The organism is Pseudomonas sp. 4CAES_32.4 (assembly GCF_058136335.1).
Map to the genome: position 1 here is coordinate 633,696 of NZ_CM176882.1, position 22,961 is coordinate 656,656.

The 22,961-nt window shown below is 59.9% G+C and carries 13 protein-coding genes; 6 read left to right on the top strand and 7 right to left on the bottom strand.

What is annotated here, in order from left to right; all coding sequences use genetic code 11:
• Positions 1 to 22: 22 nt before the first annotated feature.
• Positions 23 to 3,805, bottom strand: coding sequence for an NEL-type E3 ubiquitin ligase domain-containing protein (locus AC3Y64_RS02785; protein WP_489986360.1), 3,783 nt, complete (start codon positions 3,803 to 3,805; stop codon positions 23 to 25).
• 96 nt (positions 3,806 to 3,901) lie between these two features.
• Complete coding sequence (locus AC3Y64_RS02790) at positions 3,902 to 6,466, bottom strand: hypothetical protein (RefSeq protein WP_489986361.1); 2,565 nt, start codon at positions 6,464 to 6,466, stop codon at positions 3,902 to 3,904.
• Positions 6,467 to 6,688: 222 nt separating this feature from the next.
• Here AC3Y64_RS02790 and AC3Y64_RS02795 point away from each other — a divergent pair, with 222 nt between their 5' ends.
• The 4 genes from AC3Y64_RS02795 (at position 6,689) to AC3Y64_RS02810 (ending at position 16,107) form a co-directional block, all read left to right on the top strand.
• The gene (locus AC3Y64_RS02795) at positions 6,689 to 9,001 is read left to right on the top strand and encodes a YgiQ family radical SAM protein (RefSeq protein ID WP_489986362.1); all 2,313 of its coding nucleotides are present in this window, start codon (positions 6,689 to 6,691) and stop codon (positions 8,999 to 9,001) included.
• A 362-nt stretch (positions 9,002 to 9,363) separates the two neighbouring features.
• Positions 9,364 to 12,639: a transglutaminase family protein gene (locus AC3Y64_RS02800; RefSeq protein ID WP_489986363.1), complete on the top strand. Its 3,276-nt coding sequence runs from the start codon at positions 9,364 to 9,366 to the stop codon at positions 12,637 to 12,639.
• Positions 12,640 to 12,727: 88 nt separating this feature from the next.
• Complete coding sequence (locus AC3Y64_RS02805) at positions 12,728 to 15,214, top strand: circularly permuted type 2 ATP-grasp protein (protein WP_489986364.1); 2,487 nt, start codon at positions 12,728 to 12,730, stop codon at positions 15,212 to 15,214.
• Positions 15,214 to 16,107, top strand: a complete 894-nt coding sequence (locus tag AC3Y64_RS02810; RefSeq protein WP_489986365.1) for a transglutaminase family protein — start codon at positions 15,214 to 15,216, stop codon at positions 16,105 to 16,107. Before AC3Y64_RS02805 ends, AC3Y64_RS02810 begins: the two co-directional genes overlap by 1 nt.
• Positions 16,108 to 16,315: 208 nt before the next feature.
• Here the strand turns inward: AC3Y64_RS02810 and AC3Y64_RS02815 are convergent, their stop codons facing one another.
• Positions 16,316 to 16,513 (bottom strand): hypothetical protein, encoded by a 198-nt coding sequence (locus AC3Y64_RS02815; RefSeq protein ID WP_489986366.1) that lies wholly within the window; start codon positions 16,511 to 16,513, stop codon positions 16,316 to 16,318.
• A 68-nt stretch (positions 16,514 to 16,581) separates the two neighbouring features.
• A complete protein-coding gene (locus AC3Y64_RS02820) occupies positions 16,582 to 17,169 on the bottom strand; it encodes a cytokinin riboside 5'-monophosphate phosphoribohydrolase (RefSeq protein WP_489986367.1) in 588 nt (195 codons plus the stop codon).
• Between the two features lie 340 nt (positions 17,170 to 17,509).
• Here AC3Y64_RS02820 and azu point away from each other — a divergent pair, with 340 nt between their 5' ends.
• Positions 17,510 to 17,953: an azurin gene (gene azu, locus AC3Y64_RS02825; RefSeq protein ID WP_095138131.1), complete on the top strand. Its 444-nt coding sequence runs from the start codon at positions 17,510 to 17,512 to the stop codon at positions 17,951 to 17,953.
• A 151-nt stretch (positions 17,954 to 18,104) separates the two neighbouring features.
• Here the strand turns inward: azu and nadE are convergent, their stop codons facing one another.
• From nadE to AC3Y64_RS02840, 3 genes are all read right to left on the bottom strand, one after another.
• Complete coding sequence (gene nadE, locus AC3Y64_RS02830; protein WP_489986368.1) at positions 18,105 to 18,932, bottom strand: NAD(+) synthase; 828 nt, start codon at positions 18,930 to 18,932, stop codon at positions 18,105 to 18,107.
• A gap of 4 nt (positions 18,933 to 18,936) precedes the next feature.
• Positions 18,937 to 20,160 carry a nicotinate phosphoribosyltransferase gene (gene pncB, locus AC3Y64_RS02835; protein ID WP_158957135.1) on the bottom strand — a complete coding sequence of 408 codons (1,224 nt, stop codon included), beginning with the start codon at positions 20,158 to 20,160 and terminating at the stop codon, positions 18,937 to 18,939.
• A 175-nt stretch (positions 20,161 to 20,335) separates the two neighbouring features.
• A complete protein-coding gene (locus AC3Y64_RS02840; RefSeq protein WP_489986369.1) occupies positions 20,336 to 21,235 on the bottom strand; it encodes a LysR family transcriptional regulator in 900 nt (299 codons plus the stop codon).
• 163 nt (positions 21,236 to 21,398) lie between these two features.
• Here AC3Y64_RS02840 and amaB point away from each other — a divergent pair, with 163 nt between their 5' ends.
• On the top strand, positions 21,399 to 22,889 hold the full coding sequence (amaB, locus tag AC3Y64_RS02845) for an L-piperidine-6-carboxylate dehydrogenase (protein WP_489986370.1): 1,491 nt from the start codon (positions 21,399 to 21,401) through the stop codon (positions 22,887 to 22,889).
• The last annotated feature ends 72 nt before the right edge of the window (positions 22,890 to 22,961 follow it).

Genomic DNA, 22,961 nt, shown 5'->3' on the forward strand with positions numbered 1-22,961 from the left:
GGGGGGTGTGTTGTTGCGCGAATTACCGAGTTGCAGCAGCGGTTTTGCCGTCACTGTTCAGGGTCGAGTGTTCGCTCAGTTCCTGGCGAGTCAGCGTTTCGCTCAGCGCTGCTTCCTTGATTGCCAGCGAGGTTTGCAATGCCTTCGCCTGCGCTTCGTATTCGGCGAGCACAAGGGTTTTATCCGCGTACGAATCGTCGAGCGCCGCCTGCTGATCTTGAAACGGCTGGCGTTGCGCTTCGAATTGCGTGCGGTATTTATGCGTGATGAAGTCCTGCCAGAACTCCCTCGACATCAATGCCTCGAACTCCTCTGGCGAGTTGTCCAGCGCTTTGACTCGGGTGTACGCGGCATCGAGGGTCGCCTGCGAGACATTGGCCATGTGCGTATACGCCACTCGTTCGGGCTGGCCGGGCAACTGCAGTCGATCCTTCAGGCCATAGCGGTAGGCGAGCCTGATTTCGACTTCCTCGCTGACAAGATGCTCATGCGCGTCGCCCCCTGCCGCACCTGGCGATTGTCTGATGCTGGCTTCGCGTTGAGCGATGTCGGCGGAAGCGATTTTATCGACCTCATGCAAACGAAACAGTCCTCTGGACAGTGCGGACAGTTGCGGGCCTTGTGCCTGATCCCGAGCCTGCACGCGAGCGTTGTAGATCATGGTTCGGGTTTCAAGATTGGCAAATGTGAATGCCGCGCGATCACAGCAGGTAGCCGCTCCCGCACGATCAAACAGCTCCCTGCGCAGACTCTCGGATTCCGGGCTGTTTTCGGTAATGCTGTCGATGACTTTCCAGACCCTGCGCTGCAGTTCCTTGTGCCCGGCCGGGTCCTGAATCAAGCGCTCCAGCGTGTTGAACAGGCCGTCGGAGCCCTGCTGACCACGCAGCAGTTGCCATTGCCGTCTACGTGTCACCAGCTCTTCTGCGGAGAGATCGGCAGTCCAGCGCATCATCGAACCGGCCGCCGTCGTTCCGCCCGGATCGGTCTGGTGCAGGTTTCTGACCATGGAAGCCCACATCGCATCTCGAATATGCGTCTGGCTAAGGGCGCTGTCGATTAAGTTGTACTGCCCGGTCAGGGCTGTTCCGGCATCCCTCAGACGGTCGCCGTATTGAGTCAGGCGGTTGCGGGTTTCGGCGGACAGTGGATTGTTATTGATGCGGGTCACGTTGTTGAGTCGCACCGAGAGCACAAGGCGCTCGTCTGGTGGGTCGATAACCGCATCGGGAATATGGGTGATCCGGTTGTTGCTCAGATCAATGGTGTCCAATGACGGCTGCTCGGCGAGGCCGGTGGGGAAGGTGTCGATGCCTGTGTTCGCCAGCGTTAGCGTACGCATATCGGGTATTTGGCTGAAGTCCGGCGCGATGCCCAGTTGTGGATTGTGTTGCAACAACAATGCTCGCAAGGTCGTTCGGGTAGACAGGACCTGGGCGCTTTCAGCTGTCAGGGAAATTTGATTGTGTTCCAGGGACAGACGAGTCATTGCGTTCATTTCACCAATCGCTGGAGGCAATTCCCGTAGTTGATTGTGCGAAAGATCCAGCCAGCGCACATGACGGAATCGGGTCAGAAAACCTTCCGGTGATGTGCTCAGATTCATGTTGCTCAGCTTTAGCGAGCCAACATGGCTGAAGTCGACGTCGATGTCCGGCAGGCTCGGAAGCCGCAAGCCGCCAAGATCCAGTTCCAGGCCAATGGGAGTCTGATCGTTGGCCAGCATTTGCGGTGTTTCACGTCGCCAGCAGGCGAGGATTCGATCACGGGCCAGCGCACGATCGTCGCGCGTCTGCGCGTTGAACTGAATCTGATTGGCGCGGATGTACCGCCCCCGATCTCCTCCGCCCGAAAAGACCCATGCATCGAGCTGACCTTTGAGCAGGTTGAACGTTTGTTCAAGACTGGCGAGGCGGGTTTGTGCGATTTCCGGGTCGAGACCGTAGATGTAGTTGCGGCAATCTTCGATGCTTTTGCCCGGATAGAGGCGCCGATAACGCTGGCCGGCCGAGCCTTCCATATCGAAATTTTCGGGATGTGCCGATTTCAGCCATGCGGGATTCGCGGCGCGGATGCGTCGCCAGTAATCATCAAATTGATTCGAATACCCGGGCGGAAAGTCGTTGCCCGTGAGCCGTGTGACATTGTTGATCCGAGCAATTTCTGCGAGTTTTTCCTGTGTGGGGTTGAGGTGGGTTTGCGGCACTTCTGTGAGCTTGTTATTGCTCAGATCGATTTTTAACCAGGTTCGGTTGGCTTGCAGTGCGCTCGGCCATTGACTGATCCCGGTATGACTCAGATCGAGCAGCGTCAGTCGGGAAAAGCGGCTGAAGTCCGGCACCGTGTCCAAAGGATTTCTCGCAAGGTTGAGGCCTTTGAGGTCTTCAAGACTGCTCAGGCTGAAAGCACTGACAGGATCGAGCCGAAGATTGTTCGAACTCAGATCAAGGGTTTTCAGCTGACTCAGCTTGCCGATGGCGGCGGGGAGCTTGTCTAGTCCGCAATGGGTAATGGCCAGGTGTTCCAGCCCGCGGAAGTTGCCGAGAAAAGTATCGGCGTTGTCCGACCATGCCGCCGATTCCAGTTCGAGTGAACGCACATGGCTGAAATCCGCCGTCAACGCCGGTAGCGTCATGCCTTCGGCGGGCAGTCGCAACCGGGCCTTGGTTTCGTGACGCCAGCAACTGGTGATGAGCAGAGCGACTTGCCTGGCCTGGTTTTTTGCCGAAGCGGATGTTGCGGGAAAGTCCTTGGCCCAGTTGAACAGGTCTATTTTCAGGGTTTTGTATTCGGCCTCCTTCAGGCTCAGGGCTCCGCCGACGTCGTCACCCAATGTCTGCAGCCAGGTTTTGATCTGGGCGTCATTGAAGGTGGGGAACAATTGACGCACTCGTGCTTCGTGTCTGTGCGGCCGGTTGAGGAGCGCCGAGAAACGATCGGCCAGACGCTGGCGGAGCGACCGTTGCGGTTCGCTGCGGCGCATCCCGCCCTGGCCTGCGACGTTGACCCCGATCCAGCCTTCTTGAGGATCCAGTGCGACAGGTTCAGATCGTCCGGGGCGCGTGGCGACGTAGACGTTGGCCTCATCCATGGCCACGGGATCGTCGCTGCGCACGATCCGCATGACGGACACTTGCGGCGATGAAGCCTCGAGATCACGCAGGACCTGATACGCATGATCATGAATGACCACGTACAGCTTGCCGTTGTGATGAATCAGACCTTCGTTGTCGGCTTCGACAGTGGTGAGGTCCAGGTCCGTGCGAAAAGCCGCCAAACGAGTTTCTGACAGCGTGAAGATAATCGACTCAAGGTCATCCCGTGGCTGCCAGAGCCCGGAATCAGGATCGCGCACCAGCACCGGGCCGGAAGGGGATTGTTCGCTTTGCAGTTTGGCCCGGTAGAGCCCGGTTTGCCGGTCTACGCCGATCTGCGCGACTGCGCCGTCGGGCAAATCGACGAACTGGCGGCCCTTGAATGTACGCAGGCCTTGGGCGTCAGCGGCCGGCAGCGAAGCCGCTGGCATGTTTTTGTAGTGTTCGAGCGGCTTGTGCGGCGTTGTCGGGAGGCGATCTGCGCTTGCCAGTTCGCGAACGGTCACTTGCGGGGCCGGTTCGATAGCGTCTGCGTCGCTAGTGACAGCCCGGGTGCCTGCCTTCGGCAGCTGATCGGCTCCCGTTACGATATTCGGTTCGATGCGAACCCGAGGCGGATCGGGTATCAAGCGAGGTGGTTGCGCCGCAGGGTCCGGTCGGATGTGGACATCAACGGTTGTGACTCCTTTGACAGGCGGTTTGCTCTTCACTTTTTTCTTCCTTGTACAGGTATCCCTTCAGCGCCCGTTGAAGGGCGATGGCAGGATGTTCGGCGTCATTGCCTGATGAATCGTGGTTTTGCCATTTCAAGCGGTCAGTTCGAATATCTTTCGTGCTGTTCTTCCGTCGAACGTTTCCCGCCAGATGGCGACGTGTGGCAGCCCGGCGTTTTCGTCCCGGCGCTGTGAGCCTAGGCCCCGGCCAGACTGCTCCAGCGTTTTCAGATGGCCGCCCCTGACCGCGAAACCCATTGCAGGGCTGTCCTTTTTGTCGTAATGGAAATGTGCCTCCCACAACGGTGTATCGGTGGCGCGGTCCTTGATGACGTATACATCGAGAAACGATTTGCTCTGGCCCTTGCCCTGAGGTTTGCGCTCAACCGTGCGGAGTGCGCTGAGTTCTGCGTGATCAAGCAGATAGTTCAGGCGCAGGATGTCCAGCACCTCGCGATTTTTATACATGCGGATCAGAGTGTTTTGGCCTTCGCGGCTCAGGCGCTCGCTGGCCGATGCCAAGCGCTCGATCAACTGTGCAACATGGGCATCGTCGGACGCGGCGTTGGTCTCGCTTAGGCCTCGGGCCAGTTGCTCAAGCCTGTCGGCCCTTGCGGCGAGAAGCTCGACAATGTTGGTGGGGTTGGCTTTTTGCTGTTCCTGTATCTGGGCCATGCGCAGGTGTTCGTCGACCTGGCTCAGCGACTGGTTGGCATCACTGATCAACTGGCCTTTGTCGGGCGTCACGCGGCCGATGGTGATCGGGCGCCATTCCCCTTGATGTTTTTCGTAGCGCTGTGCCGGCATGTGAGGTTTGTACGGATCGGGAACCTTGACCGTGACACTGCCATCGGACGCGGTTTCCGTTTCTCCCACCAATACTTTGTAGCTGCCCTGCTCACGGGTTCGGAACACCTTGCGCGGTGCAACAGGGGGCGAGTCCTTGGGCTGTTCGGGCAGAAAGTCGAAATCGATATCGTGACCGTACTCGGGCAACTGCGTGTTGCTCTCCAGCGTTTGATAGATGTCCGCGAGCTGCTTTTCGATGCGCGCCTCGAAGGACTCCAGGAGGGGAATGATCTCTTTGATGTACTGGGCTTTCTCGGCAGGTTCGGATGCCAGCAGGATCTCGAAGCGGTTTTTCTCCATGTTGATCTGTTCCAGGAAAAGCCGTAATGCCAACGGATTACCCACCCCTTTGGCATTTCTCATGTCTTCGATGGCGCGCATCGCCCTGACCGTATACAGGCCCACGCTGGGCAGCGAGTCGAGATCCCCGGTCAGCAGGTGCAGATAGCAGTGGTATTTATGAATGCGGATTTTTTCCGCGTCGGGCACATCGCCGCTGAGCATTTCAAGATCGTGATCCGCATCGCGAAAGCCTTTTTTGATCTGGTCGATCACGATTTGGCGGTCCTGCAGCACCAGCAGTTTTTTGTCCAGCAGGGCCAGTTTGTGTTTGCTGGATTCCAGAGTGTTGCTGGCAATCATGGGCGCCGCTCGCAGATCCATGGTCGCCATGAGTTTGTCCATGTAATCAACCCGCAGCATTTGCTGTTCCAACAACTCCTTTTTGTAGATGCCACCGGCTTTCAGATAAACCAGCCACTCCTTGTGCTCGATGTACATGGCGACGAAGTCGGCCTGCATGCGGATGTGCTTGCGTACATGGACCTCCAGGGCGACCAGGGCTGCGGTTCGCTCCGGGCCCTCTTCGGCAATTTTGTAGGATTGATCGCGCAGCTGATTGAAGCGCACCGTGGATTGAATGAGGTCTTCACAGGCTTTCCTGATGGGTTCGTAGCGTTGCAGCAGGAGCGTCACACCCTCGGTCGTCGAAGGGTGGCGGCGCATCCCTCCGACCAGACCGACGACAACGGAAAGCCAAAGGCCCCGTGCCCCGCGCGTGATCGTCAGGGTCTCGCCGCTGCGACTGGCGTGGTAGACATTGTGAGCGTCATGAGCCACAGGGTCTTTCGCATTGACGATGCGCCATACCCGGCGCTCGGGGGATGAGGCGTCGGCGTCCCGCATGACTTGATAGGCATGGTGTTCGATGATCGCGTAGAGCTTGCCATCGAGCCGATAAAGGTTGTCTGCGTCGAGTCGGGCACCGTAGAGGTCGATAGCAGCCCGGAAGGGTTCCAGGCGTGAGGCGCTCAATGGAAGCGTCGGGGGCGTGTCGTCATCCAGCGCGAACCAGCGTTTGCTCTGCGGATCCTGGAGAAGCACCGGGCCCGAGGCGCTCGATTCGGTTGGCAGTTTGGCGCGAAACAGGCCGCTGCGCGGATCCAGCCCGGCATGCACGATGCCGCCGGGCACATCGACAAACAGTCGACCCTTGGCGGTTCGCAGCCCCTCGCTGTCTGGCGCCGGAATCTGATGGGTGGAGGTGACCCGGTAATCCTTCAGTGGGCGCTGTGCAGGCGCGGGTACAGCGGTTGGTGACGAGAGCTCGCTGACGGTGAGAATGGGGGCTGGCGTGATGGCATCCAGGTCCGCTGCCCGTGCAACGTTTTCGGGCTGTCGAGGGGGCAGCGGCATCCGCGGGAGGTCACTATGAAGTCCGTGATCGGGGCGAACCTGCGGAGGTTCGGGCAATCGGGGCGGTGTGTGTATCTCTACGGTGACAGTTGTTTTTGGCGGTTTTACAGTCATGAGTGTTCATCCTTGAACGGTTGTCACAGGGTGCTTCCACAATTGGAAACAGACGGAATCAACGGCTCGACTGCCGTTTTTGTGCGCGAAGCACACCGTGTATCGAGCGCGCTGGGGCGGCGGGGGGAGCGTTGCTAAAAACCGACCAGTGCCGTCGGAATTGGTCAAATTTTGTGCTATATTCCGCGCCCGCGATTTTTCACTTCAACACCGGTCGTCGACATGCAAGCAGCCAAGCCGTTATTTGACTATCCAAAATATTGGGCCGAATGTTTCGGGCCAGCGCCATTCCTGCCAATGAGCAGGGAGGAGATGGATCAGCTTGGCTGGGATTCCTGCGACATCATCATTGTTACCGGTGATGCCTACGTCGATCACCCGTCGTTCGGCATGGCGATCATTGGCCGGCTGCTGGAGTCGCAAGGCTTTCGTGTCGGGATCATTGCCCAGCCAAACTGGCAGTCCAAAGACGACTTCATGAAGCTCGGCGAGCCGAACCTGTTCTTCGGCGTTGCAGCGGGCAACATGGACTCGATGATCAACCGCTACACCGCGGACAAAAAAATTCGTTCCGATGACGCGTACACGCCGGGCGGTATGGCCGGCAAGCGTCCGGACCGCGCGAGCCTGGTTTACAGCCAGCGCTGCAAAGAGGCTTACAAGCATGTGCCGATCGTCCTCGGCGGCATCGAAGCCTCGCTGCGCCGCATCGCGCACTATGACTACTGGCAGGATCGCGTGCGTAACTCGATCCTGATCGACGCCAGCGCCGACATTCTGCTGTACGGCAACGCCGAGCGCGCGATCGTCGAAGTCGCCCAGCGTCTGTCCTACGGCCACAAGATCGAAGACATCACTGACGTTCGCGGCACCGCGTTCATCCGCCGTGACACGCCGAAAGACTGGTACGAAGTCGACTCGACGCGTATCGACCGTCCGGGCAAGGTCGACAAGATCATCAACCCGTACGTGAACACCCAGGACACCCAGGCCTGTGCCATCGAGCAGGAAAAAGGTCCGGTTGAAGATCCGCAGGAAGCCAAGGTCGTACAGATCCTGGCCAGCCCGCGCATGACCCGCGACAAGACTGTGATTCGTCTGCCGTCGGTTGAAAAGGTCCGTGGCGACGCCGTTTTGTATGCTCACGCCAACCGCGTGCTGCACTTGGAAACCAACCCGGGCAACGCCCGCGCGCTGGTGCAGAAGCACGGCGAAGTCGACGTCTGGTTCAACCCGCCGCCGATTCCGATGACCACTGAAGAAATGGACTACGTGTTCGGCATGCCTTACGCCCGTGTTCCGCACCCGGCGTACGGCAAGGAGAAAATCCCGGCCTACGACATGATCCGTTTCTCGGTGAACATCATGCGTGGCTGCTTTGGCGGCTGCACCTTCTGCTCGATCACCGAGCACGAAGGCCGGATCATCCAGAACCGTTCCGAAGAGTCGATCATTCGCGAGATCGAAGAGATCCGCGACAAGGTCCCAGGCTTCACCGGCGTCATTTCCGACCTCGGCGGCCCGACCGCGAACATGTACCGCATCGCCTGCAAAACGCCGGAAATCGAATCCGCGTGCCGCAAGCCGTCCTGCGTGTTCCCGGGCATCTGCCCCAACCTGAACACCGACCACTCGTCGTTGATTCAACTGTACCGCAGCGCCCGTGCGCTGCCGGGTGTGAAGAAGATCCTGATCGCCTCCGGCCTGCGTTACGACCTCGCGGTCGAGTCGCCGGAGTATGTCAAAGAGCTGGTGACCCACCACGTCGGTGGTTACCTGAAGATCGCCCCGGAACACACCGAGGAAGGTCCGCTCAACCAGATGATGAAGCCGGGCATTGGCAGCTATGACAAGTTCAAGCGCATGTTCGAGAAGTACACCAAGGAAGCGGGCAAAGAGCAGTACCTGATTCCGTATTTCATCGCCGCCCACCCGGGCACCACCGACGAAGACATGATGAACCTCGCGCTGTGGCTCAAGGGCAATGGCTTCCGTGCTGACCAGGTGCAGGCGTTCTACCCGTCGCCGATGGCCACCGCCACCGCGATGTACCACTCGGGCAAGAACCCGCTGCGCAAGGTCACCTACAAGAGCGACGGCGTGACCATCGTCAAGAGCGAAGAGCAGCGTCGTCTGCACAAGGCGTTCTTGCGTTATCACGACCCGAAAGGCTGGCCGATGCTGCGTGAAGCGCTGATCCGCATGGGCCGTGCTGATCTGATTGGTTCGGGCAAGGATCAGTTGATCCCGACGCACCAGCCGGCGACCGACAGCTACCAGAGCGCTCGTCGCAAGAACTCGACGCCGGCCGGCAGCCATAAAGTGGCGAAGGACGGCAAAGAGAAGACCACCAAGATCCTCACCCAGCACACCGGCCTGCCGCCGCGTGCCAGTGACGGTGGTAATCCTTGGGACAAGCGTGAGCAGGCCAAGGCTGCGGCATTTGCCCGTAACCAGCAGGCGGCCAAGGAGCGTAAGGACGCTGCGAAAGGCAAAGGGCCGAAGCCGACGCGCAAGCCTGTCGTCCCACGCTAAGTTGCTTTTTAGCTGAACAGAACGCCAACCTTCGGGTTGGCGTTTTGCGTTTCAGGCCTAAGGAAATGCAGTGAGCCTGGCCCCATCGCTGGCAAGCCAGCTCCCACAGGTATCTTCAGTGGCCACCGTTCTGTGAGCGACAGAGAAATCTGTGGGAGCTGGCTTGCCAGCGATGGGGCCCGCTCAGACATTCCCATCAATCAATGTCTGCCACAAATAGAAGCAAACTCGCCAAACCATTTCCCCGCATCGCCCGATTTTGGTGCTGTACTGCGCTAAGCATTCCGGGAAAGCGCCCAAGCCTATGCATGGCATAAGTCTTGCGCGCTTTCGAATACGCTTAGGCTCGCAGGAGGCACGCCGTGTCGATTCATGTCGCATTGCATCACGTCACGCATTACCGCTACGACCGCGCTGTCGAACTCGGCCCGCAGATCGTACGCCTGCGCCCGGCCGCCCACAGCCGCACGCGGATTTTGTCGTATGCGCTGAAAGTCTCGCCCGAGCAGCATTTCATCAACTGGCAGCAGGACCCGCAGGGCAACTACCTGGCCCGGCTGGTGTTCCCCGAAAAAACCGATGAGCTGCGGATAGAGGTGGATCTGCTCGCCGAAATGGCGGTGTTCAATCCGTTCGATTTCTTCCTCGAACCCTATGCAGAGAAAATCCCCTTCGCTTACGCGGCCGATGAGCGCAAGGAGCTGGCGCCGTATCTCGAAACCCTGCCGCTGACACCGAAATTCAAAGCCTATCTGGACGCCATCGACCGAACGCCATTGCCGGCGGTGGATTTTCTCGTGGCGCTCAATCAGCGCCTCAGCGAAGACATCGGTTACCTGATCCGCATGGAACCGGGCGTGCAAACCCCGGAACACACCCTTGAACATGCCTCCGGCTCGTGCCGTGACTCGGCGTGGTTGCTGGTGCAATTGCTGCGCAACCTTGGCCTGGCCGCACGGTTTGTTTCCGGCTACCTGATTCAACTGACGGCGGATGTGAAGAGCCTCGACGGCCCGTCCGGCACCGAAGTGGATTTCACCGACCTGCACGCCTGGTGCGAGGTGTATCTGCCGGGCGCGGGCTGGATTGGCCTCGATGCCACGTCCGGGCTGTTCGCCGGTGAAGGGCATATCCCGTTGGCCTGTAGTCCCGATCCGTCCTCGGCGGCACCGATCAGTGGCATGGTCGAGCCGTGCGAAACGCAGTTCAGCCACGAAATGTCGGTGGAGCGCATCTGGGAGGCACCGCGCGTCACCAAGCCTTACACCGATGAGCAATGGCTGGCGATTCAGGCACTCGGTCGCCAGATCGACGCCGATCTGCTGGCGGATGACGTGCGCCTGACCATGGGCGGCGAGCCGACCTTCGTGTCCATTGATGACCCGGATGGCGCCGAGTGGAACACCGCCGCGTTGGGTGCGGATAAACGCCGGCTCTCCGCCGAACTGTTCCAGCGCATGCGCAAACACTACGCGCCCAAAGGGCTGGTGCATTTCGGTCAGGGCAAGTGGTACCCCGGTGAGCAACTGCCACGCTGGTCGCTCAACTGTTACTGGCGCCGCGACGGCGTGCCGATCTGGCACAACGACGCGCTGATCGCCGACGAACAGCAGGATTACGGTGCCAATGGTGAGTTGGCCGGGCGTTTTCTCGCCAGTGTCGCCGAGCGCCTGAAATTGCCTACGCGTTTTGTGTTCCCGGCCTACGAGGACAATTTCTATTACCTCTGGCGCGAGGGCACATTGCCAAGCAACGTCAGCGCCGAAGACTCGCGTCTGGAGGAGCCGCTGGAGCGCGCACGTCTGCGCAAGGTCTTCAGTCAGGGCCTGAACAAGGTGATCGGCCAAGTGCTGCCGCTGGCGCGCACCGCCAAGGGCGATCAATGGCAGAGCGGGCGCTGGTATTTGCGTGACGAGCACTGCCGCTTGGTGCCGGGGGATTCGCCGCTGGGCTATCGCTTGCCGCTGGGTTCGCAGCCGTGGGTGAAGGCGGCTGAGTATCCGTTCATTCATCCTCAGGACCCGAATCAGGATTTCCCCGAACTGTCGGATGCCACGCAGCTCAACCATCACGCCGAACCAGCGACAGCCGATGAGCGTGCACCAAAAATCGATGAATCCGCCGACTGGCTGACCCGAACCGCGTTCTGTGCCGAAGCCCGCGAGGGGCGTCTGTACCTGTTCATGCCGCCGCTGGAGCAGGTCGAGGATTATCTGGAACTGGTCGCAGCCATCGAAGCCACCGCCGAAGAACTGCATTGCCCAGTGTTGTTGGAAGGCTACGAGCCGCCCAGCGATCCGCGCCTGAGCAACTTTCGCGTGACGCCGGATCCGGGTGTCATCGAGGTCAACGTGCAGCCCTCGGCGACGTGGGACGAATTGGTCGAGCGCACCGAGTTTCTTTATGAAGAGGCGCGGCAGACGCGGCTGACTACTGAAAAATTCATGATCGACGGTCGCCACACCGGCACCGGCGGCGGTAACCATTTCGTGCTTGGCGGCGCGACACCGGCGGATTCGCCATTTCTGCGGCGCCCCGATCTGCTGCGCAGTCTGATCAGTTACTGGCACAACCATCCGTCGCTGTCGTATCTGTTTTCCGGTCTGTTTATCGGCCCGACCTCGCAGGCGCCGCGTGTCGACGAGGCGCGCAATGACTCGCTGTACGAACTGGAAATCGCCTTCGCGCAGATGCCCGAACCGGGCGAGGAATGCGCGCCGTGGCTGGTTGATCGCCTGCTGCGCAACCTGTTGATCGACGTCACCGGCAACACGCACCGGGCTGAGTTCTGCATCGACAAACTGTATTCGCCGGATGGCGCCACCGGACGTCTCGGTTTGCTCGAGCTGCGGGCGTTTGAAATGCCACCCCACGCGCGCATGAGTCTGGCCCAGCAGTTGTTGCTACGGGCGCTGGTCGCACGGTTCTGGCGTGAACCCTATGCGCCGGAAAAATTGGCGCGCTGGGGCACTGAGCTGCACGATCGTTTCTTGCTGCCGCACTTTATCGAGCAGGACTTCGCTGACGTCATCGTCGAACTGAACAGCGCCGGTTATCCGCTGCGGGCGGAATGGTTTGCCGCGCATCTGGAATTTCGCTTTCCCAAGGTCGGCGATTACGCGGTCAATGGCATCGAACTGGAGCTGCGTCAGGCGCTGGAACCGTGGCATGTGCTGGGCGAGGAGGGCGCGGTGGGTGGCACGGTGCGCTACGTCGATTCCTCGCTGGAACGCTTGCAGGTCAAGCTCAAGGGCTTGCCGCCGCAGCGCTATCTGCTGACCTGTAATGGCATCGCAGTACCGTTGCATCCGACCGGGCGCGTGGGCGAGTTCGTTGCCGGTGTGCGTTACCGCGCCTGGCAACCGGCCAACTGTCTGCAACCGACGATTGCGGTGCACGCGCCGTTGGTATTCGACTTGCTCGACACCTGGATGGGCCGTTCGCTGGGCGGTTGTCAGTACCACGTCGCCCATCCGGGCGGACGCAATTACGAGACGCTGCCGGTCAATGCCAACGAAGCCGAGAGCCGGCGTATGGCGCGTTTTTTCCGCGTCGGACACACGCCGGGGAAACTTCCTATACCGAATGTGGAAATCAGTGACGAGCTGCCGATGACAATCGATTTGCGACGTTTCTAAGTCCTGCACGACACGCGGATTTTTCGTATATCCGCGCGTCATGTGCCTGCGTTAGTCTGACCGTTCCCTGCTGTCTGCCGAGCTTTCCATGCCTGACCTGCTAGACCGCTACCCGCTTACGGCGGGCACTTACCACGAACTGCTCGACGGCAGTGGCGCGGTGCGTCCGCATTGGCGACGGCTGTTCGATCAGTTGCAGCGCAGCACGCCAGCGCAACTGGTACAGCGGCAGGCGTTGCTGGCGCGGCAGATTCAGGAAAACGGGGTCACCTATAACGTTTACGCCGATCCAAAAGGCGCGGATCGGCCGTGGGAACTGGATCTGCTGCCCCATGTGATTGCAGCGGATGAATGGCAGCAACTGTCGGCCGGGATCGCCCAGCGTGCGCGACTGCTCAATGCCGTGTTGGCGGATCTCTACGGCCCGCAGCGCTTGATCAGCGAGGGTTTGCTACCGGCGGAACTGGTGTTCGGTCACAACAATTTTCTCTGGCCGTGTCAGGGCATCGCGCCGCCGGAAGGCGCGTTCCTGCACCTTTATGCGGTGGATCTGGCGCGCACGCCGGACGGCCGCTGGTGGGTCACGGCTGATCGTACCCAGGCGCCGTCGGGCGCCGGCTATGCGCTGGAAAACCGCACCATCGTCTCCCGCGCCTTTCCCGAGTTGTACCGCGATCTGAAGGTGCAGCATCTGGCCGGGTTCTTCCGCACCTTGCAGGAAACCCTCGCGCGTCAGGCGCCGGGTGACGATGAAACGCCGCTGGTGGTGTTACTCACGCCGGGGCGCTTCAATGAAAGCTATTTCGAACATCTCTACCTCGCGCGCCAGCTCGGTTATCCCCTGGTCGAGGGCGGCGACCTGACCGTGCGGGATGCCACGGTGTACCTGAAAACCCTCAGTGGCTTGCGTCGGGTGCACGCGATCATGCGCCGGCTCGACGACGATTTCTGCGATCCGCTGGAGTTGCGCACGGACTCGGCGCTCGGCGTGCCCGGTCTGCTTGAAGCGGTGCGTCAAGGACGGGTGCTGGTCGCCAATGCGCTGGGCAGTGGCGTGCTGGAGTCGCCGGGGCTGCTGGGTTTTTTGCCGAAGATCAATCAATACCTGTTCGGCGAAGAGCTGATCCTGCCCTCCATCGCCACATGGTGGTGCGGCGAACCGCCGGTATTGGCGCAGGCGCTGGAAAAACTGCCGGAGCTGTTGATCAAACCGGCCTTTTCCTCGCAAACCTTCGCCCCCGTATTTGGCCGCGATCTGAGTGAAAAGCAGCGACAGAACCTCGTCGAGCGCATACAGGCGCGGCCTTATGCCTATGTTGCGCAAGAATTGGCTCAGCTCTCTCATGCGCCGATCTGGCAGGCGGAAAACGGCCAGCTCCAACCGCGGGCCATTGGCATGCGCATGTACGCCGTTGCCAGTGCAGATGGTTATCGAGTATTGCCCGGCGGTCTGACCCGGGTAGCCGCCGAGGCCGATGCCGAAGTGGTCTCGATGCAGCGTGGCGGCGCGAGCAAGGACACCTGGGTGCTGGGTGAGCGCCCGCCGAGCGGCGAACAGTGGAAAACCCAACGCAATGTCGGGGTGCACGACCTCGTCCGCCGCGATCCTTATCTGCCCTCGCGGGTGGTGGAAAACCTGTTCTGGTTTGGCCGCTACTGCGAACGCTGCGATGACAGTGCGCGACTGCTGCGGATCATGCTCGCACGCTATGTCGATGGTGATGACCCGCAAGCGCTGCAGGCGGCTGTCGACCTCGGCGAGCGGCTGACGTTGTTGCCGGACGAGGGCGATTTGCCGGAGCGCTTGCTGGCCGCGCTGCTCGGCGATGACTGGTCGTTCAGCCTGCGCTCAAACCTGCAACGCCTGCAGTGGGCGGCTTCGCAGGTGCGCGGCAAGCTTTCGCGGGAAAACTGGCAGGCGCTGGTCGAATTGCAGCGTGAAGCAATGGAGCTGGACACCGATGAGCCGGATTTCGGCGAGTTGCTGGATTTCCTCAACCGCCTGGTGATGTCGCTGGCGGCGCTGTCCGGTTTTGCTCTCGACGACATGACCCGCGATGAAGGCTGGCGCTTTCTGATGATTGGCCGGCGTATCGAGCGCCTGCAGTTTCTCAGCCGCAGTCTGGCGGCGTTTCTGCGCGGTGCCGGGGCGTTCGATCAGGCCGGGCTGGAATGGCTGCTGGAGCTGGGCAACAGCAGCATCACCTACCGCTCACGTTATCTGGCGGTGGCGCAATTGATTCCGGTACTCGACTTGTTGCTGCTCGACGAGCAGAACCCTCACGCGGTGTTGTTCCAGTTGAAACTGGTGACCCGCACGTTGAAGCGTTTGAACGATGATTTCGGCGTCCCACGGGAGGCCGGGCTGGCGCGATTGGTCGAACGTCTGGCGCAGTTCGATCTGGGGTGTCTGGAGAACCCGCTGTTCGGCGAGTCCAGCGTGCGTGCAGCGCTCAATGGTCTGGCGGATCTGCTGCAGGAAATCGCCGAAGCCAGCGGTCAGGTCTCGGATCGTCTGGCCCTGCGCCATTTCGCTCACGTCGATGATGTCAGCCAGCGCACGGTGTCGGTCTGATGAGCGCGCATTATCAGATCCTTCACGACACCTGTTATCACTACGACAGCCCGGTGTCGCTGGCGCAGCAGCTGGCGCATCTGTGGCCCCGCGAGTGCACGTGGCAGCGCTGCACCGAGCAGCAATTGCTGATCAGCCCGCTGCCAACCGCTCGGCGGGATGAACTGGATGTGTTTGGCAACCCGCTGACCCGACTGGCGTTCGAGCGGCCCCACGACGAGTTGCAGGTCAATGCGCGGCTGACTATTGAAGTACTCGCGCGCCCGGCGCTGGATTTCAGGCAGTCGCCGGCCTGGGAGCTGACACGGGATGCGCTGACCTACAGCAGTCAGCCGCTGTCCGCCGATCTGCTGGAAGCCTGTCGCTATCGGTTCCAGTCACCCTATGTGCATTTGAAGCGCAGCTTCGTTGAGTTTTCGCACGACTGTTTTCCGCCGGGACAGCCGTTGCTGCTCGGTGTCCAGGCTTTGATGCAAAAGATCTTCAGCGAATTCACTTTCGATGCCGAAGCGACCCAAGTGGCGACGCCGCTGGTGGAAGTGCTGGAGCGGCGGCGTGGGGTGTGTCAGGACTTCGCCCATCTGATGCTGGCGTGCGTGCGCTCCCGGGGATTGGCGGCGCGTTATATCAGTGGTTACCTGCTGACTCAGCCGCCACCGGGGCAGCCGCGTTTGATCGGTGCCGATGCATCGCATGCCTGGGTGTCGGTGTTTTGCCCGGTGCTGGGCTGGGTAGATTTCGATCCGACCAACAATGTGCAGCCAGCGCTGGAGCACATCACATTGGCGTGGGGGCGGGACTTTTCCGATGTGTCGCCGTTGCGCGGGGTGATTCTCGGTGGCGGCAACCATGACCCGGAAGTGCGGGTTACCGTGATGCCAATCAATGAGTGATAAAAGAAACCTGTGGGAGCGGGCTTGCCCGCGATGGCGGAGTATCTGTGACGACTTTGTTGACTGTGCCGCAGTCATCGCGGGCAAGCCCGCTCCCACAGGGATTTGTGCCGAATTCTGATGGGAAGGGCTGTGAGGGCCGGCAGTGAAACCGCCAGCCCCGTCACAAATCCGCAGGGTCTGATTCGATCATCAAACCCGGTGGGGCTCAGGCGTCGGGCGCCTGATCTTTCGGTGCTTCAGTTGCATCGGTTGCATCAACATCGTCTTCCGTTGCCACTTCACCCTCAGGGTTCAGTGCTGCTTCTTCAGCTGTTTGTTTCTTGCGCTGAAGCTTTTCCTCTTTCTTCTGTTCCTTTGCCAGGTCTCGTTGACGTTTGGCGAAGGAGTAATTGGGTTTGGCCATGGGCGATCCTCTAGGGTCGAAGGTGAGGTTGAGCGGCACGTATTCTGCCCTGTATCGGTGCCCGACGGTTAACCGGGTTTTTGATCAACCCACTTTGGCGTCACGGTGGGCTTCCACTGATCAAGGGCATCGAGCAGCGTTTGTGGTGATTCGCTCACCTGCAGCATGTCACGGTGTGGCGCGCGAACGAAGCCTTCGCCGACGATGTGGTCAAGAAAAGCAGTGAGTTTGCTGTAAAAACCGTTCACTTCCAGCAAACCCAGCGGTTTGCCGTGGTAGCCGAGTTGACCCCAGGTCCAGACCTCGAACAATTCTTCGAGGGTGCCGAGGCCGCCCGGCAGGGCGATGAACGCATCGCTGAGCTCAGCCATCCGCGCCTTGCGCGCATGCATGCCATCGACCACTTCCAGGCGTGTCAGGCTTTTGTGGCCGATTTCCTTGTCCATCAGGCTCTGCGGAATGATGCCGATGACTTCACCGCCAGCGGCCAGCGCAGCGTCAGCGACAATCCCCATCAAACCTACGGCGCCGCCGCCGTACACCAGCGTCAGCTTACGCTCGGCGAGGGCGCGGCCAAGGGCGATGGCGGCTTCGGTGTAAGCCGGATCGGTGCCGGCGTTGGCACCGCAAAATACACAAACGGAATTCAGAGACATGCCTTTCTCCTGAGTCGATCCGCCACAGGGTAATGGCTGGCACGCCTTGTTCCAAGGGCTAAACTTCGCGTTCTGGCGATTCAAAGGTGCCGCTGGCGCCACAGGCGTAGGCGGCGAGCAAACTGCACAACAAACCGTTAAAAAACATGACAGGCACTCCGTTTCAGTAGGTGGGCCGATCATAGGGCCGGGCGGGAATTCTGGCCGTTAGATTGTGTCGATAAGGGTCATAGCCTGAAAGTTGTATACAATTTTTGACTCAAGTCATAGGAACTTGCGAAAATTTCAGGCAGTCTTTCCACCATTCGTGTGTTTGTTAACCCTGCCTTGGAGATTCACCATGTTTTCCAAAGTTGTTGCGGTATCCCTGCTGGCGCTGGCCAGCAGCCAATTGATGGCTGCCGAGTGCAAAACCACCGTTGACTCCACTGATCAGATGTCCTTCAACACCAAGGAAATCGTGATCGACAAGAGCTGCAAAACCTTCACCGTCGAACTGACCCACTCCGGCAATCTGCCGAAGAACGTCATGGGCCATAACCTGGTGATCAGCAAAGAAGCTGACATGCAGCCAATCGCCACCGCTGGCCTGGCCGCCGGTATCGACAAAAACTACTTGCCGGAAGGTGACGCGCGGATCATCGCTCACACCAAAATCATCGGCGCCAAGGAAACCGACTCGCTGACCTTTGACGTGGCCAAGATTGCAGACGGCGGCTACGGCTTCTTCTGCTCGTTCCCGGGCCACATCTCGATGATGAAAGGCACGATTACCGTCAAGTAATCGAGTCAGGCATAAAAAAAGCGTCCCTCGGGACGCTTTTTTGTTTTCTGTAGGAGCTGCCTCAGGCTGAGATCTTTGCTCTTGATCTTCAAAGCAAGATCAGAAGATCGCAGCCTCGTTTCACTCGACAGCTCCTACAGGGGCTTTCAACTTACGGCGCAAACGGCATCACGCGTTTGTGATGGGTCTTGTTGTAGGTCGCGACGATGATGTCGAACGCTTCCTGACGTACCGGCTCGCCATGCAGGAACGCGTCGATCTCGGCATAGGTGACGCCGTGGGATGCCTCGTCCGGTTTGCCCGGCGACAGGTCTTCCAGATCCGCCGTCGGCACCTTCTCGACCAACGATTCCGGCGCACCAAAGCTGCGGGCAATCGCGCGCACCTGATTTTTCACCAGACCGCTGAGCGGGGCCAGATCGCAGGCCCCGTCGCCAAACTTGGTGAAGAAGCCCATCACCGCTTCCGCCGCGTGATCCGTGCCGATCACCAGCCCCTGCGCCGCGCCGGCGATGGTGTACTGGGCGACCATACGCATCCGCGCCTTGGTATTGCCGAGCACGAAATCTACTGACACGGCGTGCTTGCCTTCGAACGCGGCGACTTCACTGGCCAGCGACTTCACTGCCGGGCCGATGTTGACGGTATGGCGTTCGTCCGGGGCGATGAAATCTACCGAGGCCTGCGCATCGTGCTCGTCGAACTGGGTTTCGTACGGCAGGCGCACGGCGATGAACTTGTAACTGTCGTCGCCGGTTTGATCGCGCAGCTCACGCATCGCGCGCTGGGCCAAAAGGCCTGCGGTCAGCGAATCAACGCCACCGCTGATGCCCAGCACCAGCGTCTTGAGCCCGGAATTGACCAGGCAATCCTGAATAAAGGAAACGCGCCGGGCGACTTCGGCCTGCAGGGCCTGGTAGTCGGCGAACGGCGGTTGCACCTTGAGCTGTTCAGCAATCTCACGCTGTACGGCTTGCATGAATTCACTCCTTGCTAGATAGACTGGAATCGGCAGGAACCTGGAAAACATGTCGCAAGTAGGCGACGAAATTCGGGTCTTTGCAGTGGGACTTGCCTGGCTCGTCGGAGATCTTCGCCACCGGTTGGCCGTTGCAGGCGGTCATTTTAAGCACGATGCTCATCGGTTCGACACCCGGAATGTCACAGGTGAGGTTGGTGCCGATGCCGAAGCTGACGTTGATCCGACCGTGCAGCGCGCGGAAGATCTCCAGCGATTTGGGCAGGGTCAGGCTGTCGGAGAACACCAGCGTCTTGCTCATCGGGTCGATGCCGAGCTTGTGGTAGTGCGCGATGCATTTTTCGCCCCATACCACCGGATCGCCGGAGTCGTGGCGCAGACCGTCGAACAGTTTGGCGAAGAACAGATCGAAATCGCCGAGGAAAGCGTCGGTGGTGATGCAGTCCGTCAAGGCAATCCCCAACAAGCCGCGGTATTCGCGGACCCAGCAATCGAGCGCAGCAATCTGGCTGTCGATCAACCGTGGGCCGAGCTGTTGATGGGCCATGATCCACTCATGGGCCATGGTGCCCAGCGGTTTCATATCGAGTTCGCGGGACAGATGCACGTTGCTGGTGCCGACAAAGCGACCGGGGAAATCGTGCTTGAGCACGTTCACCACTTCTTCCTGCACGCGGTAGGAAAACCTGCGTCGTGTGCCGAAATCGGCTACTTGCAGTTGCGACAATTCGTCAGCGGAAGCGTTGGCGGTCAGCCAGTCGAATTTGCGGTAGAGCTGCTCGCGGGCCTGTTCGAGCACGGTTTCTCGGTAGCGATAGCGGTTGCGCACTTCGCTGACGATCGCCAGTAGCGGCACTTCGTAGAGGATCACATGCAGCCACGGCCCGCGCAGGCGGATGAACAGCTCGCCGTTCTCGATGCCGGTGTGCACGTAGCGCAGGTTGAAGCGGAACAGGCCGAGGAAACGCAGGAAATCCGGTTTGAGGAAGCTGATGCGCTCAAGGAAACTCAACTGATCGGCGCTCAGGCTCAGTTCCGCCAGACGCTCGATCTGGTAGCGGATCTCGGCCAGATACGGGCGCAGATCCTCGCTGTTACGGCAACGAAACTCCCATTCGACTTCAACGTTGGGGTAGTTGTGCAGCACCGCCTGCATCATCGTCAGTTTGTAGAAGTCGGTGTCGAGCAGGTTCTGCACGATGCGATCGGCAAACACACTCTCGCTCATAACGGGGTCTCCAGGTGCGCCGCGCCGTGGCGCGGTCTCAATCAATGGCGCTAGTGGCGCATATCAGCGGTGGGGATTACCAGTAATTTCTGCTGTGCTTTTGTAGGAGCTGCCGCAGGCTGCGATCTTTTGATGTTGGTTTTGAAGATCAAAAGATCGCAGCCTTCGGCAGCTCCTACAGGGGATTGTCGATCTGCTCGAGCATCCATTTGACGAAGTCGCGCACCTTCGGCACTTCCGCCGCATGCTCCGGGTACGCCAGGTAATAGGCGTCGCTGCTCGGCATTGCATGCTGCCAGGGAATGACCAGTTTGCCGTCGGCCAATTCCTCTTCCACCAGAAACCGTGGCAACAGTGCGACACCACAGCCGACCTGCGCGGCGCGAATGCACATATAAAAGGTTTCGAAGCGTGGGCCGTGGTAGCTGTGTTCGGTCTGGTAGCCCTGACTGTCGAACCAGTCGTGCCACGCCTGTGGGCGCGAGGCATTTTGCAGCAGGACCAGCTCGGTGAGCTGCGTCGGATCAGTAAACGGGGTGTCCGGCAGACTGCCCGGCGCACACACCGGCACCAGCTCTTCGCCGAACAACTTCAGGCATTCCGTGCCGGGCCGCGAGCCCTGGCCGAAATAGAACGCCAGATCGCTGCGCCCCTGCAGCAGATCATCCGCTTCCTGTTCGTTGCACAAATCCAGATGAATCGATGGATGACGCAGGCGCCAACCCTTCAGACGTGGCACCAGCCAACGGGCGCCGAAGGTCGACGGTGTAGAAACGCGTAAGACTTCGGTCTCGCCGCCGTAGGAACGCAGGTAATGAGTCGACATTTCCACCTGCGTGAGGATTTTTCGTACTTCAACCAAGTACAAGTCCCCAGCCGGGGTCATCTGCAAGCGCCGACGCACGCGGCGGAACAACAAGTGCTGTAACAATTCTTCCAGCTGCGCGACCTGCTTGCTCACTGCGCTCTGGGTCAGGTTCAGTTCCTCGGCAGCGCGGGTGAAACTCAGGTGCCGGGTCACGGCCTCGAAGCACTGCAGGGCAGTGATCGAGGGCAAGTGGCGTTTGTTCAGCATGGCCGATCCTTTTCTTGTCTTTCTGTGCGCAGCATGAATAAACGGAATGATATCTCGCGTAAAGGTCGTTTGTTGCCTTGCCATTGTGACGCTACAACTAAAGGCCTGCCCGGTCGCGAAAAAGCGTCCGCACACATTCAGTTTTTTGCTTGAGGAGTGACCCATGGTTGCCGCATTGCTTGATCGTCTTGGTGTGAACCCGGCCCTTTATCAGAACGGCAAAGTGCCGGTGCATTCGCCCATCGACGGCAGCCGCATTGCCGCCGTCAATTGGGAGGGCCCGGCCGAAGTCGAGCAGCACATCAGTCGCGCAGATCATGCGTTCGAACAGTGGCGCAAGATCCCGGCCCCGCGTCGCGGCGAGTTGGTGCGCCAATTCGGTGAAGTATTGCGCGAATACAAGGCCGACCTTGGCGAACTGGTTTCGTGGGAGGCGGGCAAGATCACTCAGGAAGGTCTGGGTGAAGTGCAGGAGATGATCGACATCTGCGATTTCGCCGTCGGCCTGTCTCGTCAGTTGTACGGTTTGACCATTGCCTCCGAGCGTCCGGGCCACCATATGCGCGAAACCTGGCATCCGCTGGGCGTGGTCGGGGTGATCAGTGCGTTCAACTTCCCGGTCGCAGTGTGGGCGTGGAACACCACACTGGCGCTGGTCTGCGGCAACCCGGTGGTATGGAAGCCGTCGGAGAAAACCCCGCTGACCGCGCTGGCCTGTCAGGCGCTGTTTGATCGTGTGGTGAAGAATTTTACTGATGCGCCGGCGAACCTTTGCCAAGTGATCATCGGTGGCCGCGATGCCGGCGAAGCACTGGTCGATGACCCGCGGGTCGCGCTGATCAGCGCCACCGGCAGCACGCGCATGGGCCGCGAAGTGGCGCCGAAAGTCGCCGCGCGATTTGCTCGCAGCATTCTGGAGCTGGGCGGCAACAACGCGATGATCCTCGGCCCAAGCGCCGATCTCGACATGGCAGTACGCGCAATTCTGTTCAGCGCCGTCGGCACCGTCGGCCAGCGCTGCACCACGTTACGTCGCCTGATCGCTCATGAATCGGTCAAAGAAGAAATCGTCACCCGTCTCAAAGCCGCGTACTCGAAAGTCCGTATCGGCAATCCGCTGGAAGGCAATCTGGTCGGCCCACTGATCGACAAGCACAGCTTCGAAAACATGCAGGACGCGCTGGAACAGGCGTTGAGCGAGGGCGGTCGAGTGTTTGGCGGCAAGCGCCAACTCGAAGATCAGTTCCCCAATGCCTACTACGTTTCGCCGGCCATCGTTGAAATGCCGGAGCAAAGTGACGTGGTCTGCAGCGAAACCTTCGCGCCGATTCTTTACGTGGTCGGCTACAGCGATTTCCAGGAAGCGCTGCGCTTGAACAATGCAGTGCCGCAAGGCCTGTCGTCGTGCATCTTCACCACCGATGTGCGCGAGGCTGAGCAGTTCATGTCGGCAGTGGGCAGCGACTGTGGCATCGCCAACGTCAACATCGGTCCGAGCGGTGCCGAGATTGGTGGTGCGTTTGGTGGTGAGAAAGAAACCGGTGGGGGGCGTGAGTCGGGCTCGGATGCATGGCGCGGCTACATGCGTCGCCAGACCAACACCGTGAACTATTCGCTGGAGTTGCCGCTGGCGCAGGGCATTACATTCGATTAAGCAGCGGCAAGCCTCAAGACCCAAGCTACAAGCAGATCGGCTTGATGCTTGTAGCTTGGGGCTTGCAGCTGC

Excerpts from the sequence above, each read along its gene's own strand:
- AC3Y64_RS02790 (WP_489986361.1), bottom strand. The coding sequence starts at position 6,466 with ATGACTGTAAAACCGCCAAAAACAACTGTCACCGTAGAGATACACACA.
- AC3Y64_RS02795 (WP_489986362.1), top strand. The coding sequence starts at position 6,689 with ATGCAAGCAGCCAAGCCGTTATTTGACTATCCAAAATATTGGGCCGAA.
- AC3Y64_RS02805 (WP_489986364.1), top strand. The coding sequence starts at position 12,728 with ATGCCTGACCTGCTAGACCGCTACCCGCTTACGGCGGGCACTTACCAC.
- AC3Y64_RS02810 (WP_489986365.1), top strand. The coding sequence starts at position 15,214 with ATGAGCGCGCATTATCAGATCCTTCACGACACCTGTTATCACTACGAC.
- AC3Y64_RS02815 (WP_489986366.1), bottom strand. The coding sequence starts at position 16,513 with ATGGCCAAACCCAATTACTCCTTCGCCAAACGTCAACGAGACCTGGCA.
- AC3Y64_RS02820 (WP_489986367.1), bottom strand. The coding sequence starts at position 17,169 with ATGTCTCTGAATTCCGTTTGTGTATTTTGCGGTGCCAACGCCGGCACC.
- azu (WP_095138131.1), top strand. The coding sequence starts at position 17,510 with ATGTTTTCCAAAGTTGTTGCGGTATCCCTGCTGGCGCTGGCCAGCAGC.
- nadE (WP_489986368.1), bottom strand. The coding sequence starts at position 18,932 with ATGCAAGCCGTACAGCGTGAGATTGCTGAACAGCTCAAGGTGCAACCG.
- pncB (WP_158957135.1), bottom strand. The coding sequence starts at position 20,160 with ATGAGCGAGAGTGTGTTTGCCGATCGCATCGTGCAGAACCTGCTCGAC.
- AC3Y64_RS02840 (WP_489986369.1), bottom strand. The coding sequence starts at position 21,235 with ATGCTGAACAAACGCCACTTGCCCTCGATCACTGCCCTGCAGTGCTTC.
- amaB (WP_489986370.1), top strand. The coding sequence starts at position 21,399 with ATGGTTGCCGCATTGCTTGATCGTCTTGGTGTGAACCCGGCCCTTTAT.